Genomic DNA, 15,218 nt, shown 5'->3' with positions numbered 1-15,218 from the left:
AAACGATGAGCGTATATACCTATGAAGCCCTGGATGCAAAAGGGAAAAAGAATAAAGGGGTAATGGAAGCTGATACTCCCCGTCAGGTAAGACAGAAGCTCAGAGTTTCTGGACTCAATGCCGTCAGTGTTATAGAAGCTTCTCACAAAGCCAGGGCAACAACAGTCAGTTCTGAGGCAGCACCAAAAAGCAGGCTTCCTATATTACAGAAACAGGCAAACAATGCGGAAGTAGCTTTGTTAACTCGACAGCTGGCAACACTGGTTGCTGCCGGCATTCCTTTGGAGGAATGTTTAAAAGCACTCATCAAACAAGTCAGAAAACCACACCTTAAAACCATTATTACGACTGTTCGCTCAAAAATTCTCGAAGGCCAAACTCTCGCAGACAGCCTTGGCAGTTACCCAAAAACGTTTGACCGTTTATATCGAGCCATGGTGGCCGCTGGTGAAAAATCAGGGCACCTTGATCACGTTCTGGAAAGGCTTGCTGACTTCACAGAGCATCGACAGAAAATCAATAGCCAGCTGATTCAGGCAATGATTTACCCCGTCATTCTAACCGTAGTCGCGATTGCTGTAGTGGCAGCTTTGTTGACCACTGTCGTTCCTACAGTGGTTGAACAATTTGCCCATATGGGGGAACAGCTTCCAGCCATGACTCAAGCGCTCATTAGTATCAGCGACTTTGTCCGCTCTTTCGGCCTGTGGATTACCGGCATTCTTCTTATAGCCTTGGTTATACGACAACAAATACTAAAACGCAGTCGCTCTCTTCAGTTAATGAATGATCATTTGTTTTTGAAGTTACCAATATTAGGTGGCGTACTGAGTGGTGTCGACAGTGCAAGGTTCGCCAGAACGCTCAGTATTCTTACCAGCAGTACCGTTCCTCTGTTGGAAGGTATGGGTATCGCCTCAAATGTATTATCGAACCAGTATATGCAGGCCTCTCTGCTAAAAGCGGCGGAGCGAGTGAAAGAAGGATCAACACTCTGGCAATCCCTTGAACAAACAGAGCTTTTCTCCCCAATGATGCTGTACATCATCGCCAGCGGTGAAAAGTCTGGCGAATTGACCAACATGCTCGCCCGCGCAGCAGATAATCAGGATCAACAGTTTGAATCCCAGGTGAATATAGCGTTGGGCATTTTTGGCCCGCTGTTAATCGTAACGATGGCAGGTGTCGTACTGTTTATCGTTATGGCCATTTTAACACCCATGCTGGATTTGAACTCTCTGATTGCCAGCTAAGATGGACAGGAAACTGCAATGAAAAAGAAGAATAAACATCCTCATGAAGCAGGCTTTACATTACTGGAGATCATGGTCGTTATTGTCATTCTCGGTGTGTTAGCCAGTTTGGTAGCCCCAAATGTGATTGGCAATAAAGATAAGGCCGATCAGCAAAAAGCGGTTAACGACATTGTCGTTTTAGAGAACGCTCTGGATATGTATAAGCTGGAAAATAATACCTATCCCAGCACACAACAAGGGCTTGATGCATTGGTCAGCAAACCCTCAGGCCGCCCTAAACCAAAAGCCTACAGGGATAATGGCTACATTCGTCGTTTACCAAAAGACCCATGGGGCAATGAGTATTTGATGCTCAGCCCGGGAGAGCACGGGCCCGTGGATGTATTTTCGGCAGGCCCTGATGGCCAGGCAGGTACTGAGGATGATACCGGTAACTGGAATCTTGATAGCTGATACTTACATGCGAACTACTCAACAAGAGCCGCCTTGCAGCCATACCCATCAACGTGCTTTCACTCTGCTTGAAATCATGTTGGTTATGTTTCTGCTCGGCCTTGTTACTGCAATTGTGTTGCCATCTCTTATACCAGAAGACAGTAGCCGTAAAATGCAGAATGAAGCTAAAAAATTTATTGCATTGGCTCAACTTGCTCAAGAACAGGCTCTGCTCACAGGCCGTGATACGGGTATTCAAAAAACACCAGAGGGCTATCAATTTCTGACTTATCAACAAGGGCAGTGGCAACCCGTCAAGCGAAGGCTCTTATCAGCTGTGCAATTGAGTGATGCCTTTCAGATGACCATCCTACCTGGTGAATCTATCTGGCAAGAAACCATCGAAATGGAAAACGATCATGGCTTCCAGTTTGATGATTCCCCTTCTGACAATGAGGAAGCATTCGCAACCTCTCCTGATATCTACTTCTGGTCCTACGGCGCAACTTCTCCTGTCGAGGTTACCTTTTCTTCTGTAGATAACTCAAAAAGATCACTGTCCATTTCGCTAAAAGAATCTGGTTCAATGAATACGACAGAGGCAGCATTGTGATGAACGCCACAATTCTCAGAGTTAACGGTTTCACATTGCTTGAAGTATTGCTGGCTCTTGCATTGCTTGCTATTGCGGGAATGTCTGCGCTTTCCCTGAGCGGGGAAACACTCCGCAACACACCGATACTAGAGCAGAAAATACTGGCACAACTGGTCGCTGATAATCAGATGACCGAGCTCCATCTTCGAAAAAAATGGCCCAGCCTAAACTGGCAACGCGGAGAGCATGAACTGGCAGGACAACGATGGTTCACTCGTTACCGCAGTGTTAAAACCAGCAGTTATGATTTCCGGGCCATTGATGTGGAAGTTCGCTCGGAACAAAAAGAGAGCGCCCAAATTATCACAGCACTAAGAAGCTATATGGTTAAACAGGGATGACACCGTTGAGCCGATCAACACGACTTTTAGCAAGCAATGGATTCACATTATTGGAAATGCTGGCAGCGATCGCCATCTTTAGTGTGATCAGTCTTAGTGCCTGGCAAATGTTCCATGGTGTATTAACTGCGCACGACGTTGTTCTGACAAAAAATGAACGTCTACGACAACTTCAGTATGCACTGCTACTCATTGATCAGGACCTTCAGCAATTGGCTGACCGTGGAGTTCGAGTTGACGGACAGGTCACTGCGCAAAGTCTGTTCAGCGATTCACAGATGTTAAACAGCGATGACGAAGCGCTTGCACTGGTACGTTTCGGTTGGCAAAACCCTGAACAGAGATTACCAAGGCCAGAATTGCAACGAGTGTTTTACCGACTGCAAGAAGATCGCCTTGAGCGACAGTATCATTACGTTCTGGATGCGGCATCCATCAATGAAGAGCCAGCCACGCAAATACTGCTAGAAGGCATTCACTCTCTACAATTTCGTTTTTTTATCGGTGATGTCTGGCAGGAGTCACTGCCACCTGAAGCAGGATTACCGGAAGGTATTTCCATAGAATTTAAAATGAATGACCTTGGTCGTATTCAACGCAGTTATCTTCTTCCTGATTCCTGGAGACCTGCATCATGATGAGTAAGAACAAGCGACAAACAGGTATTGCGCTTCTGAGCATCTTATTGGTCTTGAGCCTTTTGATCATGCTTGCCCTTGAACTGACGCGATCTTTCCGAACGCAAATGATCCGAACTGACGCTTTTCAACAAAAAAAACAGGCGCAATGGTATTCATTTTCTGGTGAGCAACTTGCCATAAAAACCCTGAAGCAAACATTTAAAGACGACCCTGAAATCACTCACCTCGGCCAAAGCTGGGCAACAGCCAATGTCGCTTTTCCCGTGGAAGGCGGACAGATATCCGGTTATCTGAAAGATGCCCAGTCTTGTTTCAATATCAATGCATTGGCAAAACCCGCTGCCAACTCTTCTGTCAATAATGGAGCGTCAAAGTTGACCATCGAAGGTCAGGTTTTTACTGCTTTACTGGAACACCTGACACTGCCACCTATGCAAGCTGAACAAATTACAATGGCAACCCGCAACTGGGTCAGTAGCGAAGAATTCAGGCAGGGAGCGACGGATCAGGATTATCTTACACAACCAATGCCGTATTTATCCGGTAAAACTCCGATGCGTGATATCAGTGAGTGGCGAGCAGTGGCTGGTGTTTCCAGATCTATTGCACAAAAAGTCATGCCATACCTTTGTGCATTGCCCAGTAGCGACCTTGCTATCAACATCAACACCCTTTCTCCTGAACAACCTGAGCTGCTGGCAGCGATGTATATTGACCAGCTGCCTGTGGACCATGCTCAAACCATTCTGGAAAAACGACCACGGAATGGCTGGGCGCAGATCGCAGAATTCACCAGTCAAACTCTGCTGGCCAATTTCAATAACTCAGGGATCAATGAACGATTAACCATTAACAGTTATTTTTTTGAAATGAGTGCAACCGCTAATTACGGTGACAGCGAGGTTAAGCTGAAAAGCCTGCTGGCTCGCTCAAAAGACAATAAACTCACGGTCATTCGCCGTAAATTTGGGGGCGTATAATGAGTGCTCAGTTACTGATTCGGTTACCGGAAGACATAAATCAGCCGGTTTACTGGCTGGTGTATTCTCAAGAACCTTTGAAAGAAGACAATCACAATCAGCAACGAGTTGCCAGCGGCTCATGGCTATGTGTTAACGATTTTATTGATCACTTTGCCAATGTTGTCACCACCAATGGTCCACTGTCGTCCATGAACACCGTGGTTCTTGTGCCATCGGCCAGAGTGGCTCTTCACAGCCTTGATGTGCAAGGGCGACTCACGCCTGCTGTGCGTAAATCCCTGAAGTGGCGCCTTGAAGAAGAATTCAGCGAAGACGTGGATAACCTGCACTTTGCACTGCTGGATCATGGAGACCATCAAGCGCATTTGGCTGCCATCAGCATAAACGATATGACTCTGTGGCAAAAGTGGATCACTGCCGCCGGTGTGATTTCTGAACAGTGGTTACCGGATGGACTGACTCTGCCGTTTATTGAAGGTCAGTGTTCATTATTAGAATTAGATGACGTTATCATCTCTCGTCATGGTCAATGGCAAGCAGCTTCCTGCGATTCACAATGGCTTGAGCTCTTTCTAGATGAACTTAAACAAAAGAATGAAGGTGTGAAGATCAATCACCTTCCATCGAAGCCCACCTCACCACTTCTCCCTCTTGCACCACAGGCTAACTCAGCCTCCTTCAACCTGCTTCAGGGCGATTGGCAACCCACATCCCACTGGAAGCTGTCTTTCCGCCCTTGGTTATCGACAGCGCTGGCTGCCTGTTTGCTACTGGCTTTGATGACGACCAACTCATTAATGAACACCTTTCAACTGGAACAGCAGGCTGAGTTTAACCAACAGCAAGCTGAAGACGTTTATAGACGTCTGTTTCCTGGTGAGCGTATTGTGAAATTATCTTCTCAGATACAACAAAAACTGGAGGCTTTGCAGCAGCCAGAAAAGTCATCGGACAGTATGTTGACGATGTTGGCGCATATAACGCCATTGCTCATGACATTTCCGGACCTTAAGGCAAATACCATGAGCTTTTCTATCAGCCCTGATGGGGAGCAACAAAGTATACGTATTCAAGCCAGCGCCAAAGATTTTCAACGATTCAATCAGCTCAGAGATTCTTTTGAGCAATCAGTGAACAGTGATGAGCTGACAATGGCTATTGAAGCTCTGGAACGTACTGGAAATGAAGTCAAAGGCATTGTCGTTATTTCAGGAGGATTATCATGACCCCGTTGCCACATATTGCAAGACAGTGGTCATCTTCTGGATTACATCATTGGAAACAGTTATCCACAAGAGAACAGTTCATTACTTCAGCTGGTGTCGTTATTCTGCTTCTGTGGATAATCTGGCAGGGTGTGATTACGCCCATGGCTGAACGACAGGCTCTTGCTGAAAAAAAGCTGATAGCCAGTGAAGTGCAATTGCAAAAGGTGAAGCTGCAGGCAACTCAGATTGAAAAACTTCGTTCAGCAGGTGTATCCATTTCACCCACTCATAATATGCCTATGGATCAAGCCGTTCAGCAAATCGCCAGACAGTACAAACTATCCATTCAGAAAGTTCAAAATCGGGGAGATATACTCGAAGTGAGCCTGCCTCATGGTCGTTTTGACAGTGTGATGAGCTGGTTAGTCACTCTGGAAGAGAATCATGGCGTTCGGGTGAAAAATATCCAGCTGGAATCTACTGGCACGACAGGCTTTGTAGAAGTACGACGACTGCAGCTTGAGCGGGGTTGACCCTTATCATGGTCAGAAAGTTTAATAAGTGGCTGCTAGTACTGAGCGTCGCTCTGTTCAGTTATATTGGCTTTCTTCTCGTGAATTTTCCTGCAGCCACAGCATGGCACTTAGTAAAAAATAGCCAGCTTCCCATACAATTTTCAGGTATTAACGGATCGATATGGTCCGGGTCTGCAGAAACAATGTCAGTCAGCACGGGCAAGGGAGTAGCGACTTTTCCAGACGTTCGCTGGCAGTTACATCCTCAAGCCTTGCTGAAAGGCGAGTTAAACATCAATCTGCAAATAGGTGGTGCAACCCTGCCACTAGAAGCCAGCGGCAATATTGTCGCGACACAGAACAGTCTTGAACTGAACACTACGGTTGTGACTACCTCTGCCCAATGGATTATCAATAGGATGGGCAACCAGATTTCCGGGCAGGTGACCGGAAACGTAGCTCTTCAGCTGAATAAACTGGTATTGACCAAACAGGGCTGCACTGAATTCAGCGGCAATGGAGTGTTCAAAGAAAGTCAGTATATTGGTGTATTCGGGCGCTTTGATTTGGGGAATTCAACTGCTGAGTTCAGCTGTAAAAATCATGAAATAGTTGCAAATATTCAACAACGATCAGCCATGTTGAAAAGTGAAGGTGATTTCAAAATGAATATCCAGCGAAATTATACGTTCGTCGGTAATGTATTACCTGATGCCTCACTTCCCAAAAGCACCAAACGGCTTTTCAAATTGCTGGGGCAGCCAGATGGTAATGGCTATATTCCTGTCAGGTTCTACGGAAGGTTATAACAACTACTTGCTTGGCAATGTACGATTAATTTGATGAATAAATTTAGACTTCACTGTGAAATTGCCACTGTGCTGAATATCGCTGTCGATATTTGCGTAGATCAAAAAGGGCGTGTCAAAACAACGCCCCTGTATTATTGAAACAAACCTTTACTTAAACAACACCATCCACAGCACGAATATAATTCGCCCGTTCAAAAGCCTCTGGATTCTGAATTTCTTTTTGGGACATCAGGCCACGCATATCGTTCAGGCTGGCAAAATCCCTTTGCTTCATCCAGACATTGATGCCTTTCAACAACACTGAAACATAATCAGCACCATTGCGAATCAGGGCAGATGCCAACATTACCGTGTCAGCACCAGCCAGCAGATATTTAATAATGTCTTCGTGATCAAAGGCTCCAGAGCTTGCCGCGAGAGATGCATTGACTCGACCGTGAAGTGAACTGACCCACTTCAACGGTGCACCAATATCACCGGCTTTACTGATCGGCCAGCTGGTTTCCAACTGCATGGTATTCAGATTAAAGTCCGGTTGAATCATTCGATTGAAAATCACCAGACCATCCACACCGATTTCATCAAACTGACGAGCCATATTGCCAAACGCACTGAAGAAGGGGTCCACCTTCAACGACACTGGCACGGTAACTTCGCTCTTTACCCGATGAAGAATATCAAGATAAACCTGCTCAACCTGTTGGCTAGATACATCAAAAGATGGTGGGTTGTAATAGATATTCAGCTCTATTGCATCCGCTCCAACCTCTTCCAGTTGAACGGCTGAAGCTAGCCAGTCGCCCTCAGTGTAACCATTCATACTGGCGATCACAGGAATCTCTACAGACGTTTTTGTCTTCTGGAGCATGTCCAGATACTGTTGAGGAGCAGCACCCTTGAGGCACTGTTCTTCAAACAACGATGGAAGAACCACCGCCCCGATCCCCGCACGCTCAAGACGCTGCACACTTTTCACGGTGGACGTTAAAGGGCTTGCTGATGCTATCAGCGGATTTTTAAGGGTTAGTCCCAGGTACCGGGTGGACAAATCCAACATCTTTACTCCTCAATCACCACACATACAACAAGGCAACGTGCCTTAACTCATTGCTCCTCATCAAACATTGAGTTTTGCTCAGTGCCTTACAGTGGTCTTTTCGTGGGGGTGCCTTTCAGGAAGATGGATAAGCGCTAACTAAATGAAATCATCGACACCCGGAAGCAGGAATTTTACGCCTGACCGGGTGGAATGGAATAGGTTCATACTGCAATATGAGAATATTTCTTATCGCAGATTCTGAATGGTCGCCGTCAGCGACTGAAAATACTTATTGGTAAAGTTACTGAGCATCTCAAATGACTGATTGTATTTGGCGATAGTCTGTTGAATTTGGGTGGTTTCCAGCTGCGATTGGCTGGTGAGTGACTCTGCCTGAGAGTTGAACAGCCTTATGTTCTGATCCCAATTGTCTTCAGACATTGGGTTAGTACCAACAACGGTTAAGCCAAGGTTAGTCCAGAACTCATTCATCGCAACTGGCATATTGCTAGGCGCTGCATCTCTTAACCCTCTGGCCTCTACAATATACGATGTTGCGATTTGTAGCGTGTCGTTTCTCTGATTGACCACATTGATCTGTTGCTCCAACTGCTCCTGCACAATGTCCGTTCTGGCAGTCAGCACCGCAAATGCCAGCGCCTCCAGTGTTAACTTTGAAGACTCCACAGGCGTTTCCGTCAAGTAGCGATTAACGGTCTCGGCAGCTGGGCCTATATAACGATCACCCTTCCAGTTTGTCGGGTCGCTCACTTCCTGCATCAGTGCGACAGGCGCTTGAACATAAGCCACACTCGTGGCGTCACTATCTTCAGAATATGCCAGAGCCTGCAGTGCAGCCCGATTGGCAGAATAGAAGTGAGTAGGTGTCAGGGAATTCCCTTCATCATCCGGATCGGACAGGGATAAAAGTGCTTCGATCTGAGCATCATTATAACCTGCCGCTCTGAGCGCAGAGAGCCGGTTTTCATTCAGCTCATAAGGTAACTTTGTCGTAGTGGTTGTTGAGCTACCAACACTTGAAGAGCCATTCATGGTATTTCCCTGTTCGCTATCCGATTAATTCAATGGTTTCTTTTGTATTCACTTTAGGTGATTAAAATCTATCGCCGTTGATGCGCGAAATAAAACACTTTATCCATACTGCAGTGCTAGTTTTTCGACACAAGGTCAATATGAGGCGCCTATCTCTCTTCCTGATAAAAACGCAGTGCTTTACCAGACCTCTGCTATGCTGATCATGCAGTCAGAATACAACGCCATAATTAAGCTCTCATAAGTTTTCATAATAAAAACAATGTCTGAATAAAAGGCTTTAATCACAACAAAATGACAGGTAGCTGTATGTCGCTAGAAACACGGGTAGAAAGGCTGGAAAAGCAGCATGAATCCCTTCACAACACTATTCATGGCCTGGCCAGAGCTATGGCTGATATCAAGCATATTGCCCTGAAAAATCAGCATGAGATTATTGGCGTTAAAGTCAATATGTCTGGTATTCAGACGGAAGTCACCAGCGTTAAAGAAGATATCTCCAATCTGGCACACTCAACGCTATCAGGCTTTGAACATACTTCAGAAATGATGGATGGCTCCCATAAGCTGCTGGACGATATGAGTGAGCATCTTGACACCATCAACACCCGGCTTGATGAAACCAACAAACTGGTGGACGGCACTCATGAACGAGTGGATGAAACCTATGAGCGCTTGAATGAAACCAATGATCGACTCAGTGATAGTACCGAGCGGCTCGAAGAAGCAAAGGAACAGCTGGAAGAGAGCAATGAGCGACTGCAACATAACAATAAATGGCTGGGTGGAGTCAATAACCGATTGGAGAGCGTCGAAACCCAAATCAAAGAAATTCGACAGGAGATTTCAGAACTGGGGCTATTACTCAGAAAACGATTGCCAGAGGTTGAGACTTAGACAGTGCACAGGAGCAGTCGCCAAATGAATCTGAAAATTGAGTCGTATCCTATGTTTTCTTTGGCTAACTGCTTTTGTTATCTCACCTAACATCCTTGCTATTAATTACTGCTCTTGCACTATTAGGATTAACATAATGTTTTCTTCCCCCACCACACACACTCCTTACTCGACCCCAGGCAATGGTTCAACCGAACGTAAAGATACATCAACTCAAAAAACTCAAACTGATTCAAGTACCACCTCACCAACCATTGGGTTAAAGCCGCCGACGAGGTCAGTCACTAATCAAACATCACTGATTGCTTCTGAATTTATAAGATATGTAGAAGCGACAGTATCTGTAAAGCCTCAGACAGGGGTGCTGGATTCAATGAATGATATCATCACTGCAATTAATAAACGCTTAGAGTTTATATCCGACAATATAATTCCACCAAAGATCATTTTGGGAAAACCTGCACTTGATGAAGATCAAGAAAAAAAAGTACTTAAACTTAGCGAAGCCGACGCTAAGAAAAAAGGATTAAATATAGAAAAAAACAAGGGATTTACCCAGGCACTCATGGATTGCGCAAAGGATATTCAAACAGCAGACTCATCCTCACAGGGCAAAACGGAGCTTCAAATTAGAACTGAGGAAGAAAAAGCGAATGCTCAAATTAGATTGGAAAATTCAAGATCTGAACTTGGAAAATTGAGTGATGCCATAAAAGATGAAATTGTCAAGCTTATCAAAAGTTCTGGAAGCAAGAGCGTAAACAAAAATATTAGCAGTGAACTGATCCAGCTGTTCAATGTGGCGCATATATCCCCTGAAAACAAAGAGAAGCTGGCAGACTCTTTAATAGAGCTTATAAATGGTGGGATATCGGATACAAGTACAGAGCTATCCTCCACAAAGTTAATGACAACTGGTAAAGACGAAGAAGTGGTGACGATCACACCTTAGGCGGCCAGAAATCCGCTAACTCTACTTGTCTGTCACCCATTACCAGAAAGTCTGAATTAATCAGACTTTCTTTCTGGTTGTAACTGAAACGCATTCCTTCAGAATCCAGAAAAATACCGCCAGCGCCTTCAACAACAGCTTGAGCTGCCCCTGTATCCCATTCAGAGGTAGGCCCCAGCCGTGGGTACATATCCGCACTACCTTCTGCCACCGCGCAACTTTTTAACGAGCTTCCCATTTTCTTAAGTTCCAGGTTCGGATGCATCGCTTGAAGCCCTTCTATATACTGCTGAGCTCTTTCCGATCCATAACTGCGACTGCCAAGTACTACCACGTCAATCTCTGGCTCAAACTTTCTTGGGGAAATAGCAACGGCAGCTGAAGCCCCCTCTTGCTTCCATGAACCCAGCCCCTTACCACCATAATAAACAGTATCCATACAGGGTACATAAACAATGCCAAGTATCGGATAGCGCTGGTCAATCAAGGCAATATTCACCGTAAACTGCCCGTTTCGGTTGATAAACTCTTTCGTGCCATCAAGGGGATCCACCAGCCAATAACGCTGCCACTGTTGACGAATAGCCCAGTCTTTATGTTCAGACTCTTCAGATAAAATTGGGTAATTTACCGGGAGTGATTCAAGCCCCTTAATAATCACAGCATTAGCGGCTAAATCCGCTTTAGTCACAGGCGTAGAGTCAGATTTGGTTCTAATACCCTGATCTTCAAGGTGGTAGATAGCCATTATTTCATCACCCGCCTTTCTGGCGATGGCTAAAAGATCTGGAATAAGAGATTCAACGGAAAAAACGGTCATTTTACTTTGCTCTCCTGATCATCAGAAAAGCCGCCCATTCTCAACTTTTCACGCACAAGAAACAGTGCTGCAATCACTCTGGCTTCCGTTAAGTCTGACCTCTGACACAGAGTCATTAACTCATCAAACGTAAACGCTTCCACTTCAAGTGGTTCTGGCTCATCACCTTCCAGCTTACTTTCATACAAGTTCTGAGCGACAAACAGGTGGATTTTCCGTTTCATATAGTTTGGGGAAAGCGTCAACTCCCCCATATCAAACCACACTCTGGCACCAAAACCGATTTCTTCCATTAACTCACGGTTTGCGCCGGCTTCGAGAGTTTCCCCTGGCTCAACCAGTCCTTTGGGCAGTGTTAGCTGATAATCTTCAGTACCGGCTGCATATTCCTGAATCATCATAAAACGACCATCGTCTAATAATGGCACTACCATGACGCCACGATGGCCGGTATTAAACTCTCCTAAACGCTCATAAATACGCTCTTCGCCATTGGAGAACTGAATATCCAGCGCCTCGATCGAAAACAATTTGGTGCGTGCAAGCTCGCGTCGGGAGCGGATCAGCGGTTTCTGTTTGCAGAGCGTTTTTTCGGTCATAGTTACCTGAATATTATTAGGGACTGAGTAAGGAGTTAGCCAAAAGATTCCGTCAAAATGATCAGGTTCAGCATCTCTTCTATGATATCTGAAAAGAAGTAAACAAGTGGATGCCATTGCCCACCAATCTTAACATACCCTTCTGTTTCTTCGACGACGGTTTCCAGCTTATTAATTGCTGAGCTCATATCTGAATAGGTGACCATTCCTTCCTTGCCTTCATTCCAAATCTCAACACGAATAATTTCCGGATGCAAAATACTCATGGGCATTCCAAAGTCAGCGATCAGTTTAACCACAACTTGCCTCATGACTGTGCTCATAAAATCTAAAGGCGCAAGATTTTTCAACTGATCAACGCTATCTGGCAAAGCTCTCCTTAATAATCTTGATTTACTACCAACAAGAAAACTGTATTTAAAGTCTGCCAGCGCCTCAGCTGTATAATATGAAGCCATTTTCGTATAGTTTTGATCCCTGACAGCAACCAGAATCTCCTGCGCCAGTTTCTGTAGCACTTCCTCTTCGTTTTCGACTGTCGTATCAGTATCAGCACCGACGATGATATTTCCTGCCAGTTGCCGACTGGCGTCTATTTCTGATATTAGTAACGGGTCTTGATGACTTGCTGCCACGTTAAAACATAGCGCTGCAAGTACCAATGAGCACACTCTCAGCGTCACAGATAACAACTTCATGATCTACACGCCCTGCGTTGATGAAAAGTAGGTCGAGCCAGCGACTCATAATGGCTTCAAAGCCAGTTATGCCTGACAGCATAGAGCCTAGTCCAACAGAGCTCTGCTGGCGTTATAACTGCTCATATAACTTTCAGGAGAACCCGGACAATGATTGACTGGAATACCATTGATACCGTGCTGCTTGATATGGACGGTACACTGCTTGACCTGCATTTTGATAATTACTTCTGGCAGGAGTTCGTCCCACAACGATACGCTGAAAAACAGGGCATCACGCTGGAAAAGGCAAAAATAGATCTGGAACCCCGCTTCACGGACATTTACGGTAAGCTGCAGTGGTACTGTCTTGATCACTGGGCTAAAGAGCTGGATCTGGACATTATGGCTATGAAGCGTGAAGTGACGCACTTGATCTCATTCAGACCTCATGCAGAAGCATTTCTCCAGAATATCAAAGACCATGGCAAGCAGGTGATCATGATCACCAATGCCCATAGGGGAAGTCTATCCCTGAAACTAGAATACCTGCCGATGTCTCACTACTTTGATAAACTTATCAGCTCTCACGACTATGGTTATCCAAAAGAAAATCCAGCCTTCTGGCAGGCATTAGAAGCGGATATCAATCTGAATAAAGAACGAGCTTTATTCATAGATGACAATGTCAGTATTCTGGATTCTGCAAAAACCTACGGTATTGCTCAATTACTGGCTATCAGCCACCCTGATAGTAAACAAGGTAAATGGAATACCGGCTCTTATAATGCAGTTACCGACTTCAGGGATCTTTTGGCACCAGAAACTGTCTAACCCAAAATACCCCATTTTAAAGCTAAGTAGTTTTTTATGAGTAACAACGACAAGATTCGACTTGATAAATGGCTATGGGCTGCCCGTTTTTATAAAACTCGCAGCATCGCCAAAGAAGCCATAGATGGCGGCAAAGTTCACTTGAATGGCCAGCGATGCAAACCCGGTAAAGAACCCAAGGTTGGCGATGTGGTAAAGCTTCGTACAGGCTGGGATGAACGAATCGTCCTCGTTGCAGCACTGAGTGACAAGCGTCAAAAGGCAGAACTGGCACAACAACTTTACGCAGAAACAGAGGAAAGCATTAAGGCCAGAGAAAAGGCAGCAGAAAACCGAAAAGCACTGCGTGGCGCTACACCAAGACCTGATCATCGCCCGGACAAAAAACAACGACGGGAAATAATGAAGCACAAGGCTGATTACTAAAAAGGGAGCGCAAGCTCCCTTTTACACACAAACAGGAATTAAGAAGGAAGAATAATATTACCGCCCGCTTCACGGATAGCAGCAACGCTCTCTTCATCAAACTTGGTGTCAGAAATGATGCAGTCCAGATCTTCCAGACGACAGATCGTCTTCATACTGGAAGCGCCGTACTTGCTGGAATCCGCCAGCAGAACCGTCTTGTTAGCACGATCCATCATCTTACTACGAATATAGTAATGATCATTGGAAGCGGTGGTCACACCGTTATGCAGGCTCCAGCTATTGGTTGCCAGAAAAGCGATGTCCGCATTAATACTATCCAGAAATGACAGTGCCGCCACATCAGTATGGGCTTTAGTGATCGCGCTGACATTACCACCTGTCGTATAAACCTTAACAGTGGAAGAATCAGACAACTGCAGTGCGATCTTCAGGTCTGTGGTGATGACGGTGACTTTCATCCGCATCATCAACTTAGCCAGAGCCATGGTACTGGTTCCAGAGTCGAGCAGGACGATTTGCCCTTCACGAACATGCTTCAGAGCTTCATGGGCAATGGATTTCTTTTCTTCAATATTAACTGCATTTTTCTTTTCGTAAGGAATGTCTTCCATCAAAAAGCTTTTGGAAACGGCACCACCATAAGTCACACGCAGTTTATCTTCTTGCTCCAGAGTTCGGATGTCACGACGAATCGTCATTTGGGATACATCAAAACGCTCTGCCATTTCTTCGATATTGGCACAGCCCTTCTCTTCAACAAATGCAAGAATATGTTCGCGACGTTCAACCGGAAGCATTAGTTAGTTCCTCTTACCGATAGCCTTATAAATGATGACTGCCCGCCCGACTCTGCGAGGAATGCTGTAATCATTGGTATAGCAGATAATACCAATTGCCAGTGAGTATTCGCAGATAGTGATTTCCCGTAGAACTGATTCTTAAACCTTACCGTTTTTCAAGGTTTAGAGTAGGGAACTATTTAACACTCTCGACACAGAAGACCGTTTGAGGGGCACATGATCGGCGATTATATCACCAGTTCCTCTGCGGTCTCCTGATATTTCAAAGCAGG

General features: G+C 45.3%; 19 protein-coding genes. 13 read left to right on the top strand and 6 right to left on the bottom strand.

Going from position 1 to position 15,218, the window contains the following annotated elements; genetic code table 11:
• Positions 1 to 5 precede the first annotated feature (5 nt).
• From gspF to Q1B11_RS07930, 9 genes are read left to right on the top strand one after another with little or no spacing between them, the layout of a single operon-like run.
• Positions 6 to 1,253: a type II secretion system inner membrane protein GspF gene (gspF, locus tag Q1B11_RS07970; protein WP_299730302.1), complete on the top strand. Its 1,248-nt coding sequence runs from the start codon at positions 6 to 8 to the stop codon at positions 1,251 to 1,253.
• An 18-nt stretch (positions 1,254 to 1,271) separates the two neighbouring features.
• Positions 1,272 to 1,709 (top strand): type II secretion system major pseudopilin GspG, encoded by a 438-nt coding sequence (gspG, locus tag Q1B11_RS07965; protein ID WP_299730299.1) that lies wholly within the window; start codon positions 1,272 to 1,274, stop codon positions 1,707 to 1,709.
• Between the two features lie 7 nt (positions 1,710 to 1,716).
• Positions 1,717 to 2,304 (top strand): type II secretion system minor pseudopilin GspH, encoded by a 588-nt coding sequence (gspH, locus tag Q1B11_RS07960; protein ID WP_299730296.1) that lies wholly within the window; start codon positions 1,717 to 1,719, stop codon positions 2,302 to 2,304.
• Positions 2,304 to 2,687, top strand: coding sequence for a type II secretion system minor pseudopilin GspI (gene gspI, locus Q1B11_RS07955; RefSeq protein WP_299730293.1), 384 nt, complete (start codon positions 2,304 to 2,306; stop codon positions 2,685 to 2,687). The genes gspH and gspI overlap by 1 nt, the downstream gene beginning before the upstream one ends.
• Positions 2,684 to 3,325: a type II secretion system minor pseudopilin GspJ gene (gene gspJ / locus Q1B11_RS07950; protein WP_299730290.1), complete on the top strand. Its 642-nt coding sequence runs from the start codon at positions 2,684 to 2,686 to the stop codon at positions 3,323 to 3,325. The genes gspI and gspJ overlap by 4 nt, the downstream gene beginning before the upstream one ends.
• Entirely contained in the window at positions 3,322 to 4,308 is a 987-nt protein-coding gene (gene gspK / locus Q1B11_RS07945) for a type II secretion system minor pseudopilin GspK (RefSeq protein ID WP_299730287.1), read from the top strand. Before gspJ ends, gspK begins: the two co-directional genes overlap by 4 nt.
• On the top strand, positions 4,308 to 5,537 hold the full coding sequence (gene gspL / locus Q1B11_RS07940; protein WP_299730284.1) for a type II secretion system protein GspL: 1,230 nt from the start codon (positions 4,308 to 4,310) through the stop codon (positions 5,535 to 5,537). The genes gspK and gspL overlap by 1 nt, the downstream gene beginning before the upstream one ends.
• Positions 5,534 to 6,052: a type II secretion system protein M gene (locus Q1B11_RS07935; RefSeq protein WP_299730281.1), complete on the top strand. Its 519-nt coding sequence runs from the start codon at positions 5,534 to 5,536 to the stop codon at positions 6,050 to 6,052. The genes gspL and Q1B11_RS07935 overlap by 4 nt, the downstream gene beginning before the upstream one ends.
• Positions 6,053 to 6,060: 8 nt before the next feature.
• Positions 6,061 to 6,843, top strand: coding sequence for a type II secretion system protein N (locus Q1B11_RS07930; protein WP_299730278.1), 783 nt, complete (start codon positions 6,061 to 6,063; stop codon positions 6,841 to 6,843).
• 154 nt (positions 6,844 to 6,997) lie between these two features.
• Here the strand turns inward: Q1B11_RS07930 and Q1B11_RS07925 are convergent, their stop codons facing one another.
• Both Q1B11_RS07925 and Q1B11_RS07920 read right to left on the bottom strand, forming a co-directional pair.
• Complete coding sequence (locus Q1B11_RS07925) at positions 6,998 to 7,903, bottom strand: dihydroorotate dehydrogenase-like protein (protein ID WP_299730275.1); 906 nt, start codon at positions 7,901 to 7,903, stop codon at positions 6,998 to 7,000.
• A gap of 228 nt (positions 7,904 to 8,131) precedes the next feature.
• Positions 8,132 to 8,938, bottom strand: a complete 807-nt coding sequence (locus Q1B11_RS07920) for a hypothetical protein (protein ID WP_299730272.1) — start codon at positions 8,936 to 8,938, stop codon at positions 8,132 to 8,134.
• A gap of 309 nt (positions 8,939 to 9,247) precedes the next feature.
• Between Q1B11_RS07920 and Q1B11_RS07915 the strand changes: the two genes are divergently transcribed.
• On the top strand, positions 9,248 to 9,835 hold the full coding sequence (locus Q1B11_RS07915; RefSeq protein WP_299730269.1) for a hypothetical protein: 588 nt from the start codon (positions 9,248 to 9,250) through the stop codon (positions 9,833 to 9,835).
• A 136-nt stretch (positions 9,836 to 9,971) separates the two neighbouring features.
• Entirely contained in the window at positions 9,972 to 10,787 is an 816-nt protein-coding gene (locus Q1B11_RS07910) for a hypothetical protein (RefSeq protein ID WP_299730266.1), read from the top strand.
• Here the strand turns inward: Q1B11_RS07910 and cysQ are convergent.
• The 3 genes from cysQ to Q1B11_RS07895 are packed head-to-tail and all read right to left on the bottom strand — an operon-like array spanning position 10,777 to position 12,904.
• Positions 10,777 to 11,607: a 3'(2'),5'-bisphosphate nucleotidase CysQ gene (gene cysQ / locus Q1B11_RS07905; RefSeq protein WP_299730263.1), complete on the bottom strand. Its 831-nt coding sequence runs from the start codon at positions 11,605 to 11,607 to the stop codon at positions 10,777 to 10,779. The two genes, Q1B11_RS07910 and cysQ, sit on opposite strands and share 11 nt — an antisense overlap.
• The gene (nudE, locus tag Q1B11_RS07900; protein ID WP_299730260.1) at positions 11,604 to 12,206 is read right to left on the bottom strand and encodes an ADP compounds hydrolase NudE; all 603 of its coding nucleotides are present in this window, start codon (positions 12,204 to 12,206) and stop codon (positions 11,604 to 11,606) included. Before nudE ends, cysQ begins: the two co-directional genes overlap by 4 nt.
• A 35-nt stretch (positions 12,207 to 12,241) precedes the next feature.
• Entirely contained in the window at positions 12,242 to 12,904 is a 663-nt protein-coding gene (locus tag Q1B11_RS07895; protein ID WP_299730257.1) for a hypothetical protein, read from the bottom strand.
• Positions 12,905 to 13,054: 150 nt separating this feature from the next.
• Between Q1B11_RS07895 and yrfG the strand changes: the two genes are divergently transcribed.
• Both yrfG and Q1B11_RS07885 read left to right on the top strand, forming a co-directional pair.
• Complete coding sequence (gene yrfG / locus Q1B11_RS07890; protein ID WP_299730254.1) at positions 13,055 to 13,717, top strand: GMP/IMP nucleotidase; 663 nt, start codon at positions 13,055 to 13,057, stop codon at positions 13,715 to 13,717.
• A 36-nt stretch (positions 13,718 to 13,753) separates the two neighbouring features.
• A complete protein-coding gene (locus tag Q1B11_RS07885) occupies positions 13,754 to 14,143 on the top strand; it encodes a S4 domain-containing protein (RefSeq protein ID WP_299730251.1) in 390 nt (129 codons plus the stop codon).
• Between the two features lie 38 nt (positions 14,144 to 14,181).
• Here the strand turns inward: Q1B11_RS07885 and Q1B11_RS07880 are convergent, their stop codons facing one another.
• A complete protein-coding gene (locus Q1B11_RS07880) occupies positions 14,182 to 14,943 on the bottom strand; it encodes a DeoR/GlpR family DNA-binding transcription regulator (RefSeq protein WP_067515406.1) in 762 nt (253 codons plus the stop codon).
• Positions 14,944 to 15,218: the final 275 nt, after the last annotated feature.

The sequence above is a fragment of the uncultured Endozoicomonas sp. genome, assembly GCF_947495845.1.
Classification (GTDB): Bacteria; Pseudomonadota; Gammaproteobacteria; order Pseudomonadales; family Endozoicomonadaceae; genus Endozoicomonas.
The sequence above is the reverse complement of the archived record's forward strand: the minus strand, read 5'-3'. Positions and strand labels throughout refer to the sequence as shown.

Coding starts and splice junctions, on each gene's coding strand:
- gspF (WP_299730302.1), top strand. CDS start 6: ATGAGCGTATATACCTATGAAGCCCTGGATGCAAAAGGGAAAAAGAAT.
- gspG (WP_299730299.1), top strand. CDS start 1,272: ATGAAAAAGAAGAATAAACATCCTCATGAAGCAGGCTTTACATTACTG.
- gspH (WP_299730296.1), top strand. CDS start 1,717: ATGCGAACTACTCAACAAGAGCCGCCTTGCAGCCATACCCATCAACGT.
- gspI (WP_299730293.1), top strand. CDS start 2,304: ATGAACGCCACAATTCTCAGAGTTAACGGTTTCACATTGCTTGAAGTA.
- gspJ (WP_299730290.1), top strand. CDS start 2,684: ATGACACCGTTGAGCCGATCAACACGACTTTTAGCAAGCAATGGATTC.
- gspK (WP_299730287.1), top strand. CDS start 3,322: ATGATGAGTAAGAACAAGCGACAAACAGGTATTGCGCTTCTGAGCATC.
- gspL (WP_299730284.1), top strand. CDS start 4,308: ATGAGTGCTCAGTTACTGATTCGGTTACCGGAAGACATAAATCAGCCG.
- Q1B11_RS07935 (WP_299730281.1), top strand. CDS start 5,534: ATGACCCCGTTGCCACATATTGCAAGACAGTGGTCATCTTCTGGATTA.
- Q1B11_RS07930 (WP_299730278.1), top strand. CDS start 6,061: ATGGTCAGAAAGTTTAATAAGTGGCTGCTAGTACTGAGCGTCGCTCTG.
- Q1B11_RS07925 (WP_299730275.1), bottom strand. CDS start 7,903: ATGTTGGATTTGTCCACCCGGTACCTGGGACTAACCCTTAAAAATCCG.
- Q1B11_RS07920 (WP_299730272.1), bottom strand. CDS start 8,938: ATGAATGGCTCTTCAAGTGTTGGTAGCTCAACAACCACTACGACAAAG.
- Q1B11_RS07915 (WP_299730269.1), top strand. CDS start 9,248: ATGTCGCTAGAAACACGGGTAGAAAGGCTGGAAAAGCAGCATGAATCC.
- Q1B11_RS07910 (WP_299730266.1), top strand. CDS start 9,972: ATGTTTTCTTCCCCCACCACACACACTCCTTACTCGACCCCAGGCAAT.
- cysQ (WP_299730263.1), bottom strand. CDS start 11,607: ATGACCGTTTTTTCCGTTGAATCTCTTATTCCAGATCTTTTAGCCATC.
- nudE (WP_299730260.1), bottom strand. CDS start 12,206: ATGACCGAAAAAACGCTCTGCAAACAGAAACCGCTGATCCGCTCCCGA.
- Q1B11_RS07895 (WP_299730257.1), bottom strand. CDS start 12,904: ATGAAGTTGTTATCTGTGACGCTGAGAGTGTGCTCATTGGTACTTGCA.
- yrfG (WP_299730254.1), top strand. CDS start 13,055: ATGATTGACTGGAATACCATTGATACCGTGCTGCTTGATATGGACGGT.
- Q1B11_RS07885 (WP_299730251.1), top strand. CDS start 13,754: ATGAGTAACAACGACAAGATTCGACTTGATAAATGGCTATGGGCTGCC.
- Q1B11_RS07880 (WP_067515406.1), bottom strand. CDS start 14,943: ATGCTTCCGGTTGAACGTCGCGAACATATTCTTGCATTTGTTGAAGAG.